This is a genomic window from Gemmobacter aquatilis (assembly GCF_900110025.1).
Lineage (GTDB): Bacteria > Pseudomonadota > Alphaproteobacteria > Rhodobacterales > Rhodobacteraceae > Gemmobacter > Gemmobacter aquatilis.
The window spans coordinates 15,655-30,172 of record NZ_FOCE01000004.1 but is presented as its reverse complement, the minus strand read 5'-3'; the positions used below and the strand labels follow the sequence as shown (position 1 = coordinate 30,172).

Below are 14,518 nucleotides of genomic sequence, written 5' to 3'. Positions count from 1 at the left end.
AAGGACGCCCGCCGGATGCTCGACTGGCTGACAGATTCCAAATTGCCGCTTGGCAAGATTTCAAAATTCGCCTTCGACTGGATGAAGGTAAACCTCGCCCCGTTGTTCGACGCCATGGGCGCCGTGATGGAGGCGCTGATCAACGCAATCCTCTGGGTGCTGCAAACGCCGCATCCGCTGGTCATCATGGCCTGTTTCCTCGGCCTGACCTGGTATCTGCAGCGCAGCTGGAAGGTGGTGCTGTTCGTGCTGGTGGCCTTCGGCTTCATCCTTAACCAGGGATACTGGGAGGAGACGACCGAAAGCCTGACGCTGGTGCTGTCTTCCTGCGTGGTTTGCATGGGGATCGGCGTACCGATCGGCATCTGGGCCGCGCATCGACCCAAGGTCTTTGCCGCGATGACCCCGGTGCTGGATCTGATGCAGACGCTGCCGACCTTCGTCTATCTCATTCCGGCCATTGTGTTTTTCGGAATCGGCATGGTGCCCGGCCTGATCGCCACGGTGATCTTCGTGCTACCCGCGCCGATCCGCATGACACAGCTGGGCGTGGCCTCCACGCCCGAGCCGCTGCTGGAAGCGGCCACCGCCTTTGGCGCAACCAAGCGGCAGGTGCTGTGGAAGGTGGAGCTGCCCTATGCCCTGCCGCAGATCATGGTCGGGCTGAACCAGACGATCATGCTGTCGCTGTCGATGGTGGTGATCGCGGCGCTGGTGGGCGCGAACGGGCTGGGTGTGCCGGTGGTACGGGCGCTGAACTCGGTCAACACCGCGCTTGGCTTTGAATCCGGCTTCATCATCGTGGTGGTGGCCATCATGCTGGACCGTATGCTGAGGGTGACCCGCAAATGACGGCTGTTGAATTTGATCGTGTTTCCATCGTCTTTGGCGATGCGCCGGACCGCGCGCTGCCGCTGATGGACAAGGGGCTGAGCCGCGCCGAAGTGCAGCAGGCGACCGGACAGATCCTCGGCGTGCATGACTGCTCGCTGACGGTGGAAGAGGGCGAGATCCTTGTGCTGATGGGGCTGTCAGGCTCTGGCAAATCGACGCTGCTGCGCGGGGTCAATGCGCTGAATCCCGTGGTGCGCGGCGAGGTGCGGGTGTCGGATGGCGACAAGATGGTGTCGGTCACCAAGGCCGACCCGGAAACCCTGCGCCGGTTGCGGCTGAACCGGATCGCAATGGTGTTCCAGCAGTTCGGCCTTCTGCCCTGGCGCACAGTGCGCGAAAATGTCGGGCTGGGGCTGGAACTGGCGGGCATTACACCAGAGGCGCGGCGCAAACCTGTCGATGAACAGCTGGCGCTGGTCAACCTGAGCCAATGGGCCGACCGCAAGGTCGGTGACCTGTCAGGGGGGATGCAGCAGCGGGTTGGCCTGGCGCGTGCCTTTGTGACACAGGCGCCGATTCTGCTGATGGACGAGCCGTTCTCGGCGCTGGATCCGCTGATCCGGGCCAAGCTGCAGGACGAATTGCTGGATTTGCAGGCCCGGCTGAAGCGCACCATTGTCTTCGTCAGCCATGATCTAGACGAGGCGTTCAAGATCGGCAATCGCATCGCGCTGATGGAGGGCGGGCGGATCGTGCAATGCGGCACCGCCCGCGAAATCATTGCCAATCCGGTGAGCGAGTATGTGGCGGATTTCGTGGCGCATATGAACCCGCTGAGCGTGCTGACCGCGCGCGATGTGATGCGGCTGGGCCCATCTTCCGCCAGCCGCGCCGTCGATGCCGAAACTCCTGTGAAGGTGGTTATGGAACTTTTCCGCGATGGGGCAGATGAGCTTGCCGTGACACAGGCAGGCAACGGCATCGGCGCGATCCGGGCGGCGGATGTGATGGGCAAGCTCGTCAACCCGCGCGGCATGTAAGCGCAGCAGGGGGCGCTCGCGCCCCCTCTTGGCCTTTGGTCAATCCCCCTGAGGGTCGTGCCGGGCCTATTCGGCGGCTTTTTTCGCCCGTTTGGCCGCAGGCTTCTTGGCAGCGACAGGCTTTTCCACCTTCGCCTTGGCGGGCTTTTCGGCGGCAGCGGCTTTGGGCTTGGCCGCCGCCTTTTTCGCCGGTTTCTTCGTCTTGCCCGCCTTTTCGGCGATCAGAGCCAGTGCCTCGTCCAGCGTCAGCGCCTCGGGCTCGATGTCCTTGGGCAGGGTCGCGTTGACCTTTTCCCATTTGACATAGGGGCCATAGCGGCCCGGCATCACCGAAATCACACCACCATCGGGATGCTGCCCCAACTCTTTGATCGGCTGCGCGGGGGCGCTGGCGCCCCTGCCCCGGCTGGCTTTCAGCGCAAGCACTTCCATCGCGCGATTCATGCCGATGGTGAAGACTTCCTCCACCTCGGGCAGATTGGCATAGGTGGTATTGTGTTTCACGAAGGGGCCGAAACGGCCGATCCCGGCCTCGACTGGGGCGCCGTCTTCGGGATGCGCGCCGATCAGGCGCGGCAGGTTCAGCAGCAGAAGCGCGCGCTCAAGGTCGATGCTGTCTGGTGACCAGCCCTTGGGCAGGCTGGCACGCGGCGGTTTGGGTGCCTCGGTCGTGGCTTCACCCTTTTGCACATAGGGGCCGAAGCGCCCGGCGCGCAGGCTGATCGGGGTGCCGTCTTCGTCTTGCCCCAGAATTTTGCCATCAGGCGAGATCGCCCCAGAATCGTCGCCCACCGAAATCGGGCGGGTATAGCGGCAGTCGGGGTAATTGCCGCAGCCGATGAAGGCGCCGCCGGAACGGGCGGTTTTCAGGTGCAGTCGCCCGCTGCCGCAGGTCGGGCAAATGCGCGGGTCGCCACCATCGGCACGGGCCGGGTACAGGTGAGGCGCCAGGAATTCGTCGATCTTGTCGAGCACTTCGCCAATGCGCAGATCGGCGGTTTCAGCCACGGCCGCCGAGAAGTCGCGCCAGAAGCGCGCCAGCACTTCCTTGTAGTCCCGCTCACCCGCCGACACGTCATCAAGCTGGCCCTCCAGATCGGCGGTGAAGTCATACTCCACATATTTGCGGAAATAGTTGGTGAGGAAGGCAGTTACGAGGCGACCTTTATCCTCGGGGATCAGGCGGTTCTTGTCCTTGCGGACATATTCGCGGTCCTGGATCGTGGTGATGATCGACGCATAGGTGGAGGGGCGGCCAATACCCAGCTCTTCCATCCGTTTGACGAGCGTCGCCTCGGTATAGCGGGCGGGCGGCTGGGTGAAATGCTGGTCGGGGGTGATCTTGCGCTTCTCGGCCGGTTCGCCCTGCATGATCTGCGGCAGACGACCTTCGTCTTCGGCATCGTCGTCGCGGCCCTCGTCATAGACCTTGAGGAAGCCGTCGAACATCACGACCTGGCCGGTGGCCCGCAGACCCACCTGCCCGTCGGGGCTGGCGATATCGACCGTGGTGCGTTCCAGCCGTGCCGCCGCCATCTGGCTGGCGATGGTGCGTTTCCAGATCAGGTCATAAAGCTTGCGCTGATCCGCCTCGACCAGACGCAGGGTTTCGGGTGCCGCCTTCATTTCGGTCGGACGGATACATTCGTGGGCCTCCTGCGCGTTCTTGGCCTTGTTCTTGTACATGCGCGGGCTGTCGGGGACGTAAGCTGCGCCGAAACGATCCTTGATCGCATCGCGGGCGGCCATCACGGCTTCGGGCGCCATGTCGATGCCGTCGGTCCGCATATAGGTGATGTGCCCGGCCTCATACAGGCGCTGCGCAGCACTCATGCAGGCTTTCGCGCCCATGCCGAATTTGCGGCTGGCCTCTTGCTGCAGGGTGGAGGTCATGAAGGGCGGATAGGGGTTGCGGCTGGCGGGTTTCGATTCCACCGATGAAACAGCCAATGTTCGGGAAGTGACAGCCTGCACCGCAATCTCGGCGGCCTCGGCGGTCGGGATGTCGAATTTGTCCAGCTTCTTGCCGCCAAGGATGGTCAGCTTCGCCTCATATTCCTGCCCGCGCGGGGTGGCGAGGATGGCGGTAACCGACCAGTATTCGCGGGCGCGGAACGCCTCGATCTCCATCTCGCGTTCGACGATCAGGCGCAGGCAGACAGATTGCACCCGGCCCGCCGATTTGGCACCGGGCAGCTTGCGCCACAGTACGGGCGAGAGGGTGAAGCCCACGAGGTAATCCAGCGCGCGGCGGGCCAGATAAGCCTCGACCAGCGGCGTATCCACTTGGCGCGGGTTCTTCATCGCCTCGGTCACGGCGGCTTTGGTGATGGCGTTGAAGGTCACGCGGCTGACCTTCTTGCCTTTTTTCAGCGACGAGGCCAGCGCCTCTTGCAGGTGCCACGAAATCGCCTCGCCCTCGCGGTCAGGGTCGGTGGCGAGGATCAGTTCGTCATCGGTCTTCAGCGCTTCGGCAATGGCGCGGACGTGCTTTTTGCTTTCGGTGGCGACCTCCCATTTCATGTCGAAATCATGCTCGGTATCCACCGAACCATCTTTCGCCGGCAAATCGCGGACATGGCCGTAAGAGGCCAGCACCGTATAGTCGGAACCAAGATATTTGTTGATTGTCTTGGCCTTGGCCGGAGATTCGACGACGACGACTGCCATGAATACCTCTTGCGCCAGCCCGAACGGCGGCGCGGAACGATGAGTGGACCGTGCACCCATGTCAAGGCGCGTCCCTGCCGTCAAGCCTTGCCAGTGTTTGACGCAGGTGGCGCAGCGGAGCAGGATAGCGCGAAATCCCTGACCGCCAGATGGAATGTGTCAATGAACCGCGCCCTGATCCTGATCGCCCTGATGCTTGTGCCCCAGATTGCGGAGGCGTTCAGCGAGCCTGCAAAAGGCAGCGCCGAACGGCGGGCGCTGATGGATGCGCTGCGCCCGCTGGCCGAGGCAAAGCTGGGCGCGCCGGTGGAATTCGTCGTGCAGGAACTGCGGGTGGAGGGGCGCGCTGCCTATGCGATGGTGGCGCCGCAACGCCCGGGGGGCGGACAGATCGACCTGTACGCCACGCCGATGGTGCAGCGCGAAGGGATGGACCCGGCCTATATGGATGGTGCCAACATGCAGGCGCTGCTGCTGAAAGAGGGTAACACCTGGGTCGCGGTAGACTGGCGGATCGGCGCGACGGATGCTTGGTGGGCCGATCCGGCCAATTGCCGCAACTGGGGCGCCGTGCTGCCGGAACTGTGTTAACTGCGTGACAGCAGCCCACCGGGCTGTCGGATCAGCTTGCCCTCCAGCTCCAGCGTCAGCAATTGGGGCGCAACCTCATGCGCGGGCACCGCAAGATCGCGGATCAATTGGTCTTCGGCCAGCGGACTGGGGCTGAGGCGATCGAGGATCAGGCGGTGCAGCGCGGCAATGTCGCGCAGCGGGCGGCGGGCGGGTGTCGGGCCGAGTATTGGGCCGGGCCGCTCCTGCAGGCCGAGATGCGCCTGCGTTTCAGGCTTGGGCACGCCACCCAGCAGCTCGATCACATCGGCGGCAGAGCGGACCAGGGTCGCCCCTTCGCGGATCAACTGGTTACAGCCGGCGGCACGGGCATCGAACGGATGGCCCGGCACCGCCAGAACCTCGCGCCCCTGATCGGCGGCGTCTTTCGCGGTGAGCAGTGAGCCGGAGCGCGCCGCCGCCTCGACCACCACCACGGCGCGGGCCATGCCCGAGATGATGCGATTGCGCAGCGGGAAATGGCGCGCCTGCGGCTCCAGCCCCGGGGGTTGTTCGGAAATCAGGCAGCCCTGCGCGGCGATCTGCGCGGCCAGTGTCGCGTTTTCGCTGGGATAGATCACATCGACGCCCCCGGCCAGCACCGCCACGGTGCCCCCGACAAGCGCGGCGGCATGGGCTTCGGCATCAATGCCGCGGGCAAGGCCCGAGGTGACAACGAACCCCGCTTCGGTCAGCGCCTCGGCCAGACGTCGGGCCATGCGCAACCCGAGGCTGGAGGCATTGCGCGCGCCGACCAGCGCCACCATCGGGCGGGCCAGCAGGCGCGGGTCACCGCGCAGCCACAACACAGGCGGCGCATCGGGCAAGGTGGCCAGCGCGGCCGGATAGAACGGTTCGCCGGGGCAGAGCATCCGCGCCCGGGCGGCGCGGGCAGCGCGCGCCTCGTGCAGCGCGACCTCGGGCGGACAGGGCTGATAGTCCTGCACGCCCGAGGCGCGGGCAATGTCTGGCAGAGCCGCCAGCGCGGCGCTGGCCGAGCCGTGTTCGGCGACGAGCCGGTGATAGGTCACCGGCCCAACGCGGCGCGAACGGATGAGGCGCAGCCGGGCAAGGCGATCCTGATCCGTGGTGGGTGGGGTGTGGGGTGTGGGGTCACAGTCCAAACCATCCTCCATCCGGCTGCTCCTCATGCGCCCTTTCACTTGACCCGGCATTGGTTAATCGCCGGTAAAGATTCGCAGAAAGACTCGGGGCTGGTCGCAGAATTTTCGCTATGCTTGCAGTGAAGCACAGGGCGGGTTAGGGCAGCCGGGATGGCCGAGACCGAAACAGACGATTCCCGCAAATTCGTGGCGCGGGGGGTGGCGCATGTGACGCTGCCGAAGGTGACCGAACCCGTTTCGGTGACCTTTGTTCTGGTGCCCAAATTCACCATGCTGGCCTTCACCTCGGCGATCGAACCGCTGCGGGTGGCAAACCAGCTGACCGGGCAGATCCTGTTCCGCTGGCGCACCTATTCGGAAGGGGGGCAGCCGGTCGTCTGTTCCAACGGTGTGCCGGTGATGACCGAGGGTACCCTGCCCGAGGCACCGCCGCCGGGCTATGTGCTGATCTGCGGCGGGGTGGAGCCGGAGACGCAGATTACCGCGTCGCTCGCGGATTGGGTGCGCGGGCAATGGCGGCGCGGGCGCACTGTAGGGGGGCTTTGCACCGGGGCCTATGCGCTGGCGAGGGCGGGCATCCTGAAGGGGCGGCGTTTCACGCTGCATTGGGAAAACCTGTCGGGCTTTACCGAAACCTTCCCCGATCTGGAACCGGCCCGACAGGTGTTCTGCATCGAGGACCGCATCGTGACCTGCGCGGGCGGGGTGGCGGCGGCGGACCTGATGCTGAAGCTGATCCACGACCGCTACGGCGCGCAACTGAGCCAGGAAGTGATGAACATGTGCCTGCTGACCCAGCGGCGCACGGAAGAGGATGAGCAAATCACCTCGCTGGCCGCCCGGCTGGGCACGCGCAACGAGAAGCTGATCAAGGCGGTGGCCTTTCTGGAGGCGCGGATCGAGGAAGAGTTCGATCTGGATGCCTGCGCCGATCATCTGGGCGTATCGCGCCGCCAGATCGAGCGGCTGTTCAACCGTTATCTTGGCGTGACGCCGGTGCGCTACATGAACGACCTGCGGCTGCAGCATGGCCGCGCGCTGCTGGCGGAAACGGATATGAGCGTGACCGAAGTGGCAGTGGCCTGCGGCTATGCCTCGTCCAGCCATTTTTCCAAGAGCTTCCGCAAGAAATACGGGGTTTCGCCCTATCGGTTTTCGCATTTCGGCGCCTGAGGGGCGATTTTTCTGCGAAAAATCGGAACGGCGACCGCGCGCTGCGCTATGGTTCTGTGCAGAAGGATCGCTCGGGATATGTCCTTTCTGCATGGTGTCATGTCGCAATTCCGGTTGATGTGGCGCCCATTTTTGATCAAAATCTGCGGCGCAGGGCCCGCGCAAAGCTGACATTCGGGCCGGAGAGGGAAAACCATGCTGAACACGGATGTGGCCAAGCGCCGGGACGAGGCGATTTCGCGCGGGGTCGGGATGCAGACCCAGATCTACGCCGAACGCGCGCTGAATTCGGAAGTCTGGGATATCGAGGGCAACCGCTATATCGACTTCGCGGCGGGCATCGCGGTGGTGAATACCGGCCATTGCCACCCCAAGGTCATGGCGGCGGTCACCGAACAGATGAGCCGCTTTACGCATACCTGCCATCAGGTTCTGCCCTATGAAAACTATATCCGTCTGGCCGAACGGCTGAATGCCGCTGTCCCGGGTGATTTCAAGAAAAAGACGATCTTCGTGACCACCGGCGCGGAAGCCTGCGAGAATGCGGTGAAGATCGCGCGCGTGGCCACCGGGCGCAATGCCGTCATCGCCTTTGGCGGGGCCTTCCACGGTCGGACCTTCATGGGCATGACGCTGACCGGCAAGGTAGAGCCTTACAAGAAAGGCTTCGGCACGATGATGCCCGATGTCTTCCATGTGCCCTTCCCGCAGGACGTGCACGGCATTTCCACCGCCGATGCGATGGCCGGGATCGAAAAACTGTTCAAGGCCGATGTGGACCCGGCGCGCGTCGCTGCGATCATCTTCGAGCCGGTTCAGGGCGAAGGCGGCTTCTACCCGGCACCGGCCGATCTGGTGAAGGCGATTCGTGCGCTGTGCGACAAGCATGGCATCCTGATGATCGCCGACGAGGTGCAGACCGGCTTTGCCCGCACCGGCACGCTGTTCGCGATGCATGGCCATGACGTGGCCGCCGACATCACCACCATGGCCAAGGGGCTGGCCGGTGGCCTGCCGCTGGCCGCCGTGACCGGGCGCGCCGAGATCATGGATGCGGCCAATCCGGGCGGGCTGGGCGGCACCTACGGCGGCAACCCGCTGGGGATTGCTGCGGCCAACGCCGTGCTGGACGTGATCGAGGAAGAAGACCTCTGTGCCCGGGCCACCGAACTCGGCTCGCGGCTGAAGCAGAAGCTGGAGGCGATCCGCGCCACCACCCCGGAGATCTGCGACATTCGCGGCCCCGGCTTCATGGTGGCGGTGGAATTTGCCAATCCCGGTACCAAGGAGCCGGACGCGGGCTTTACCGGCCGGGTGCGGCTGGAGGCGCTGAAGCGCGGGCTGATTCTGCTGACCTGCGGCGTTTATGGCAACGTGATCCGCTTCCTGGCGCCGATCACCATCCCCGAGGCGCATTTCGCCGAGGCGATGGGGATTCTGGAAGAATCCGTCGCGGCGGCCCGGCTTGGCTGACGGGCGCGGCCCCCTTCGGGCCGCCTTGTGCAGAAGACAGAGGGGGGCTGCGGCCTCCCTTTTTCATTGTGCGGCTGCGGCGTGGGCGGTATTCGGGCGCCAGCAGCTGGAGGGTGCATGAACGGGATCGTGTTGCAGGGGGTGGCATTTGCCGTTGCGGGCAAGCCGATCCTGCACGGCATCTCGCTGGATCTGCAGGAGCAGCGCATCGGGATTGTCGGGCGCAACGGATCTGGCAAGACCACCCTGTTGCGGCTGATGGCGGGGTTGGTGGCGCCGACAGCGGGCACGGTGCGGCTGGGCGGGGTAGACCCGGCGAAGGATCGCCGCGCGGCGCTGGCAGCGGTCGGCATCCTGTTCCAGAACCCGGATCATCAGATCATCTTTCCGACCGTGGCAGAAGAGCTGGCCTTCGGTCTGGTGCAGCAAGGCTTGAGCCGGTCCGAGGCGGCGGCGCGGGTGTGCGCTGCGCTGGAGGCCGAGGGGCGAGGCGACTGGGCCGGGCAGCCGGTGCAGGCGCTGAGCCAGGGGCAGAAGCAGTGGCTGTGCCTGATGGCGATCCTGCTGATGGCACCGGGCACGATTCTGCTGGACGAACCCTTTGCGGCTCTGGATCTGCCGCTGCAGATCCGGCTCACGCGGCGGCTGGCGGCACTGCCGCAGCGGCTGGTGACGATCAGCCATGACCCGGCGGCGGTGGCGGGTTGCGACCGGGTGATCTGGCTCGAGGCAGGCCGGGTGGCGATGGACGGCGCGGCCACGCCGGTTCTGGCGGCGTTTCGGGCCGAGATGGAGCGGATCGGGGGCACGGATGCTGACGCTGACCTCGCCGGTTGAGACGGCGGCGCATCGCTGGCCGGTGGGGGCAAAGCTGGCAGCCGTGGCGCTGGGAACGGCGCTGATCTTTCCGCTGCAGGACTGGCGGCTGGTGGTCGGCGCACTTCTGGCGCTGGCGCTGGTCTATCTGGCGCTGGGGCTTCGCTTTGCAGCGCATGGCGCGCGGATGCTGTCGGGGCTTTGGCCGTTCTTTGCAATTCTGGCACTGTGGCACCTGTGGCAGGCGGAGCTGGCGCGCGCTGTGCTGCTGGCCGCGCGCATGGCTTTTGCGGTCGGGCTGGCCAATCTGGTGACGATGACCACGCGGCTGGATGACATGCTGGCGCTGGTGGAGCGCGGTCTGGCGCCGCTGCGGTTTGTGGGGGCAAACCCGCGCGCGGTGGCCTTGGCCATGGCGCTGGTGATCCGGTTTACGCCGGTTTTGCTGGACAAAATGTCGCAGCTGATGCAGGCATGGCGCGCGCGCAGCCCCCGGCGGGTGGGCGCGAAGATCGTGCTGCCGCTGGCACTGGTTGCACTGGATGACGCAGATCATGTAGCCGAAGCCTTGCGCGCGCGAGGCGGGCTGTGAGGAGACAGAAATAATGGAACGCAATCTGACCCATATCGCGCTGTTTGCGGCGCTGATCGCGGTGCTGGGGCTGGTGCCCAAGATCGATCTGATTTCCGGCGTGCCGATCACGGCGCAATCGTTGGGCATAATGCTGTGCGGCACCGTGCTGGGGACCAGGCGTGGCCTTCTGGCCGTGCTGCTGTTCCTGACGCTGGTGGCGCTGGGGCTGCCGTTGCTGGCCGGTGGGCGTGGTGGGCTGGGCGTGTTCGTCTCGCCGACGGCGGGCTATCTGGTGGGCTTCCCGCTGGCGGCACTGGTCGCGGGCTTCGTGGTGGAGCGGTGGCGCGTGGATGTTGGCGTGGCGGCCTTTGCCGGTGCGGTGCTGGGCGGCATCGGTGTGATGCATCTGTGCGGGATCATCGGCATGTCGGTGGTGCTGGGCAAGACCCTGCCGGAAGCGGCGCTGCTGGCCGTGCCGTTCCTTGCGGGCGATCTGCTGAAAACCGTTCTGGCGGCGGGCATCACCCGCGGGTTGGCGCGGGTGCGCCCGGCCTCGGTTCTGTCGCGCGCCTGATCCGGGTATGCGATTTGCAGAAAGGCGGCTTTCGGGCCGCCTTTTTTCATGCCTGCAGGATAAGGGCGGCGCCGATACCGCCTGCCGCGGCGATGGCGGCAAGGCCAGAGCCATGGTGCAGGTTGTGGAACAGCCGGGCGACAAGGATCGCGCCCGAAGCACCGATCGGATGGCCGCGCGACAGGGCCCCGCCTTGCGGGTTGACGGTTTCGGGGTGCAGACCGCTCGCGTCGATACAGGCCAGCGCCTGCACGGCATAGGCCTCCATCAGCTCGGTCTGGTTCAGGGCGGCGGCGGTGAGGCCGGTCTGGGCCAGCACGCCACGGATGGCCGGAAGCGGCGAGAGGCCGGGTTCGTCCGGTGCCGCGCCGAGGGTGGCTGAGGCCGCGATGCGCAGCGCGCGGCTGGCGCGGGCTGCAATGCGAGGCGAGACGACCAGCGCAAAGGCCACCGCATCGGCGGCAACGGCGGCGGTGGCGGCGGTGATCGTGCCGCACAGGACCGGCGCGCGCGCCGCCAGCGCCGGGGTCAGGCGGCGGGTGAAGCCATCGGTGGTGGCCTGCGCGAAGGGCAGGAGTTCGGGCTGCGGATGCGCCAGCGCCAAGGCGTGGCTGCGGATTGCCCACGCCTCTTGCCGGGCGCGCGAGATGCCGAGACGGGCGGCCAAAGCGGCGGCGGCCTGCGTCATGTCCGGGTCACGTTCGGGCCAGGGGGTGAAGGGCGGCTGGTCATAGGCGACCGGCGCCTGCCCCGGCGCGGTGGCAAGGCGCAGCGGGCGGCGGGAATAGCTTTCCGCCCCGCCCGCCAGCACGATGTCCGCCTGCCCCGCGCTGACCAGCGCGGCGGCCAGACGGATCGCATCCAGCCCACCCGCGCATTGCCGATCAATCGTCAGGCCCGCCACGCGCTCGGGCAGGCCAGCGGCAAGCGCGGCAAGGCGGGCGGGGTTGCCCCCTGCCCCCAGCGCATTGGCAAGGATCAACTCGTCCACCTGCGCCGCTTCGATCCCGGCATCGGCCAGCACGGCCCGGATCACCGGCGCGGCAAGGTCATGCGGCAACAGGCCCGCGAAGGCGCCATTGCGCGGAATGACGGGCGAGCGGCGGGCGGCGATGACAAAGGCAGTCACAGATCCCGCTCCAGCGCCACAAGGTCGGGCTTGCCCGAGGGCAGCATCGGCCAGTCATCGCGCCAATGCAGGCGGCGCGGCGCCTTCAGCGGGCCAAGCCGGGCGCGCAGCGTGGCAAGGATGGCATCGGCAGAGGCCGGATCGCCCATCACCACCGCCTCCAGCACATGGCCGCGCAGGGGATCTTGGCGGGGCAGCACGGCGGCGCGGGTGATGCCGGCAAGTGTCAGCATCAGCGCCTCGATTTCCTCGGGATGCACTGATTGATCGGCGATCTTCACCATGCGCGAGCGGCGGCCCAGCAGATAGAGAAACCCGTTTTCCATCCGCCCGTCTTCGTCAAGACACAGCCAGCCGTCTTGCCAGTTGGCCGGGCGGCCATCGCCATAGCCTTCGGCCAGATAGGGCGAGCGGACGCGGATTTCGCCGCTGCCAAGGTCGATTCCAACGCCGGGATAGGGGCGGCCCACACTGTCAGGTGGAGTGTCAGGGTCGGCAAGGGTGATGAAGCTGGCCTCGGCGGCGCCGTAAAACTCGGAGATCCGGGCCGCCGTAATCGCGTGCAGCGCGGCGCGCAGACCGGGGTCGAGCTTGGAGCCGCCGACAAGGATCAGGCGCAGCCCGGGCAAGGCGGGGCCCGGCGCCTCGACCAGCAGGCGCAGTTGCGCGGGGGTGGCATACAGGATCTCAACCCCGCGCGCGGCAAGGGCGGCGCGCTGACGATCCGGGCGCAGCGTGTCGAGCAGGTGCAGCGTGCCACCCAGATGCAGGGTTTCCACCGCGCCATACAGCGCCAGCGAATGCACCAGCCGCCCCAGCACCGCCGCCGGGGCGCCAAGGGTGAACAGCCGGTGGTTCACCGCGAAACTGGCGATCCACGACGCTTGCGTGCGACGGATGCGCTTGGGCGGACCGGAAGTGCCACCCGACAGGGTTTCAAGAATCGGCAGCGGGCCAGGCTTCGGGGCGGGCTGATCTTCCGCGCCGATGCGAAAGCAGTCTGCGCCCAATGCAGCCTGCAAGGCGGCGGCCCCCGGACGGTCGGGCAGCACACCGCCAGTGCCCTGCCCCGGCCCATGCGCCAGCCCTGCCCCGTCGATCAGCCGGGCGGCGCTGTGCCAGCGAAACCGCATCAGCCCTTGAAGCGCCGCGCCAGCGCGCGGGCGCCGGTGGAGAGTGTGGCCAGATCCATGCCGACGGCGGTAAAAGTGGTGCCCCAGCCAAGGCAGGCTTCGGCAAATTCGGGCGAAAGGGTGAGGATGCCTGCAGGTTTGCCCGCCGCGACGATGCGCTTGATGGCAGCCTCGATGGCCGCGCGCACCTCGGGATGCGACGCATCGCCTGAGTGACCCATCGAGGCGGCCAGATCGGCGGGGCCGATGAACAGCGCATCCACCCCGTCCACCGCCGCGATCTCGTCGATCCGAGCCAGCGCTTCGGCGGTTTCGACCTGCACGATCAGGCACAGCTCCTCTTCGGCGCGGCGGGCGTAATCGGGCACGCTGCCAAAACGGCTGGCGCGCACCATGCCCGCCATGCCGCGGATGCCGCGCGGCGCATAGCGCATGGCGGCAACGGCGGCGCGCGCCTCTTCGGCGGTCTGGACATAGGGGATCATCAGCGTCTGCGCCCCCAGATCGAGCAGGCGCTTGATCAGCACCGGGTCGTTGCTGGCCGGGCGCACCACCGGGCTGACCGGATAGGGGGCCACCGCCTGCAGCATCGGCAGGATGTCGGGCACATCGGTCAGCGCGTGTTCGGTGTCGAACAGCAGCCAGTCATAGCCGCAACCGGCCAGCAATTCAGCCCCGATCCCGCCCGGCAGGCTGCACCAGTAACCGATCAGGCTGCGCCCTTCGGCCAGACCGCGCTTGAAGGCATTGGGCGGCAGCATCATTTCGCCCCCAGCAACGACGCGACGCGGCGCAGTGCCAGCAGATAGCCTTCGGTCCCGCAACCCGCGATCACCCCTTCGGCGCGCAGGCTGACATAGGAGTGATGGCGGAAGCTTTCGCGCTTGTGGACGTTGGAGATATGCACCTCGATCACCGGGCCGTCATAGGCGTTGAGCGCATCAAGGATGGCGACAGAAGTGTGAGTATAGGCGGCGGGGTTAATGATGATGGCGCTGGCGGCGTTCCGCGCCTCGTGGATCATCTCGACCAGCGTGCCTTCGTGGTTGGACTGGCGGAAGGAAATGGCATGACCCAGTTCGGCGGCGAGTGCGGCGCAGCGCGCCTCGACATCGGCCAGCGTTTCCGACCCGTAGATTTCGGGCTGGCGCAGGCCAAGCAGGTTGAGGTTGGGGCCGTTGAGGATGAAGATGGGCAGCATGGCGGGCTTTCCTGTGATGCACGCGCAGGATAACGGTTCGGCAGAGCTGGGCAAGGGGCGTGCCCAAAGCGCCATGCCGGGCGGAATTGCTTCACCACAACCTGAATCCCGCACAAGGGGTTGTCAGATGCCGGTACGGCTGCGCCGGGGCAGCACCAAGGTGTGATG

At 66.4% G+C, this 14,518-nt stretch carries 14 protein-coding genes; 8 read left to right on the top strand and 6 right to left on the bottom strand.

The features are described 5' to 3' along the window. Positions 1–15: 15 nt before the first annotated feature. Together choW and choV are read left to right on the top strand one after the other, a co-directional pair. A complete protein-coding gene (gene choW / locus BMX43_RS08625; RefSeq protein WP_091300311.1) occupies positions 16–852 on the top strand; it encodes a choline ABC transporter permease subunit in 837 nt (278 codons plus the stop codon). Continuing rightward, positions 849–1,874: a choline ABC transporter ATP-binding protein gene (choV, locus tag BMX43_RS08620; RefSeq protein ID WP_091300309.1), complete on the top strand. Its 1,026-nt coding sequence runs from the start codon at positions 849–851 to the stop codon at positions 1,872–1,874. Before choW ends, choV begins: the two co-directional genes overlap by 4 nt. A 66-nt stretch (positions 1,875–1,940) precedes the next feature. On the opposite strand, the gene topA is transcribed toward choV, so the two are convergent. After that, positions 1,941–4,544: a type I DNA topoisomerase gene (topA, locus tag BMX43_RS08615; RefSeq protein WP_091300307.1), complete on the bottom strand. Its 2,604-nt coding sequence runs from the start codon at positions 4,542–4,544 to the stop codon at positions 1,941–1,943. Positions 4,545–4,706: 162 nt separating this feature from the next. Between topA and BMX43_RS08610 the strand changes: the two genes are divergently transcribed. Next, a complete protein-coding gene (locus BMX43_RS08610; RefSeq protein WP_091300303.1) occupies positions 4,707–5,135 on the top strand; it encodes a hypothetical protein in 429 nt (142 codons plus the stop codon). Here BMX43_RS08610 and dprA read toward each other — a convergent pair. Then, positions 5,132–6,289 (bottom strand): DNA-processing protein DprA, encoded by a 1,158-nt coding sequence (gene dprA, locus BMX43_RS08605; protein WP_091300300.1) that lies wholly within the window; start codon positions 6,287–6,289, stop codon positions 5,132–5,134. The two genes, BMX43_RS08610 and dprA, sit on opposite strands and share 4 nt — an antisense overlap. 138 nt (positions 6,290–6,427) lie before the next feature. On the opposite strand from dprA, the gene BMX43_RS08600 reads away from it, so the two are divergent. The 5 genes from BMX43_RS08600 (at position 6,428) to BMX43_RS08580 (ending at position 10,887) form a co-directional block, all read left to right on the top strand. Next, positions 6,428–7,450: a GlxA family transcriptional regulator gene (locus BMX43_RS08600; RefSeq protein ID WP_091300297.1), complete on the top strand. Its 1,023-nt coding sequence runs from the start codon at positions 6,428–6,430 to the stop codon at positions 7,448–7,450. Positions 7,451–7,645: 195 nt separating this feature from the next. Further along, the gene (locus tag BMX43_RS08595; protein WP_091300293.1) at positions 7,646–8,923 is read left to right on the top strand and encodes a 4-aminobutyrate--2-oxoglutarate transaminase; all 1,278 of its coding nucleotides are present in this window, start codon (positions 7,646–7,648) and stop codon (positions 8,921–8,923) included. 117 nt (positions 8,924–9,040) lie between these two features. Continuing rightward, complete coding sequence (locus BMX43_RS08590) at positions 9,041–9,760, top strand: energy-coupling factor ABC transporter ATP-binding protein (protein ID WP_091300291.1); 720 nt, start codon at positions 9,041–9,043, stop codon at positions 9,758–9,760. Continuing rightward, positions 9,735–10,331 (top strand): energy-coupling factor transporter transmembrane component T family protein, encoded by a 597-nt coding sequence (locus BMX43_RS08585; RefSeq protein ID WP_091300289.1) that lies wholly within the window; start codon positions 9,735–9,737, stop codon positions 10,329–10,331. The genes BMX43_RS08590 and BMX43_RS08585 overlap by 26 nt, the downstream gene beginning before the upstream one ends. 13 nt (positions 10,332–10,344) lie before the next feature. Continuing rightward, positions 10,345–10,887, top strand: a complete 543-nt coding sequence (locus tag BMX43_RS08580; RefSeq protein WP_091300286.1) for a biotin transporter BioY — start codon at positions 10,345–10,347, stop codon at positions 10,885–10,887. Positions 10,888–10,933: 46 nt separating this feature from the next. Here BMX43_RS08580 and BMX43_RS08575 read toward each other — a convergent pair whose 3' ends face one another. The 4 genes from BMX43_RS08575 to aroQ are packed head-to-tail and all read right to left on the bottom strand — an operon-like array spanning position 10,934 to position 14,350. Beyond that, complete coding sequence (locus tag BMX43_RS08575; protein ID WP_091300283.1) at positions 10,934–12,016, bottom strand: acetyl-CoA C-acyltransferase; 1,083 nt, start codon at positions 12,014–12,016, stop codon at positions 10,934–10,936. Then, complete coding sequence (locus BMX43_RS08570) at positions 12,013–13,149, bottom strand: AMP-binding protein (RefSeq protein ID WP_091300281.1); 1,137 nt, start codon at positions 13,147–13,149, stop codon at positions 12,013–12,015. Before BMX43_RS08570 ends, BMX43_RS08575 begins: the two co-directional genes overlap by 4 nt. Continuing rightward, a complete protein-coding gene (locus BMX43_RS08565; protein ID WP_091300278.1) occupies positions 13,149–13,913 on the bottom strand; it encodes an aldolase/citrate lyase family protein in 765 nt (254 codons plus the stop codon). The genes BMX43_RS08570 and BMX43_RS08565 overlap by 1 nt, the downstream gene beginning before the upstream one ends. Then, entirely contained in the window at positions 13,910–14,350 is a 441-nt protein-coding gene (gene aroQ, locus BMX43_RS08560; RefSeq protein ID WP_091300277.1) for a type II 3-dehydroquinate dehydratase, read from the bottom strand. Before aroQ ends, BMX43_RS08565 begins: the two co-directional genes overlap by 4 nt. Positions 14,351–14,518: the final 168 nt, after the last annotated feature.

What these genes read in the sequence shown, in the direction of transcription:
- BMX43_RS08590 (WP_091300291.1), top strand. Translation starts at nt 9,041, where the DNA reads ATGAACGGGATCGTGTTGCAGGGGGTGGCATTTGCCGTTGCGGGCAAG.
- BMX43_RS08565 (WP_091300278.1), bottom strand. Translation starts at nt 13,913, where the DNA reads ATGATGCTGCCGCCCAATGCCTTCAAGCGCGGTCTGGCCGAAGGGCGC.
- BMX43_RS08610 (WP_091300303.1), top strand. Translation starts at nt 4,707, where the DNA reads ATGAACCGCGCCCTGATCCTGATCGCCCTGATGCTTGTGCCCCAGATT.
- BMX43_RS08580 (WP_091300286.1), top strand. Translation starts at nt 10,345, where the DNA reads ATGGAACGCAATCTGACCCATATCGCGCTGTTTGCGGCGCTGATCGCG.
- choW (WP_091300311.1), top strand. Translation starts at nt 16, where the DNA reads ATGCTCGACTGGCTGACAGATTCCAAATTGCCGCTTGGCAAGATTTCA.
- aroQ (WP_091300277.1), bottom strand. Translation starts at nt 14,350, where the DNA reads ATGCTGCCCATCTTCATCCTCAACGGCCCCAACCTCAACCTGCTTGGC.
- BMX43_RS08570 (WP_091300281.1), bottom strand. Translation starts at nt 13,149, where the DNA reads ATGCGGTTTCGCTGGCACAGCGCCGCCCGGCTGATCGACGGGGCAGGG.
- BMX43_RS08595 (WP_091300293.1), top strand. Translation starts at nt 7,646, where the DNA reads ATGCTGAACACGGATGTGGCCAAGCGCCGGGACGAGGCGATTTCGCGC.
- topA (WP_091300307.1), bottom strand. Translation starts at nt 4,544, where the DNA reads ATGGCAGTCGTCGTCGTCGAATCTCCGGCCAAGGCCAAGACAATCAAC.
- dprA (WP_091300300.1), bottom strand. Translation starts at nt 6,289, where the DNA reads ATGGAGGATGGTTTGGACTGTGACCCCACACCCCACACCCCACCCACC.
- choV (WP_091300309.1), top strand. Translation starts at nt 849, where the DNA reads ATGACGGCTGTTGAATTTGATCGTGTTTCCATCGTCTTTGGCGATGCG.
- BMX43_RS08585 (WP_091300289.1), top strand. Translation starts at nt 9,735, where the DNA reads ATGCTGACGCTGACCTCGCCGGTTGAGACGGCGGCGCATCGCTGGCCG.
- BMX43_RS08600 (WP_091300297.1), top strand. Translation starts at nt 6,428, where the DNA reads ATGGCCGAGACCGAAACAGACGATTCCCGCAAATTCGTGGCGCGGGGG.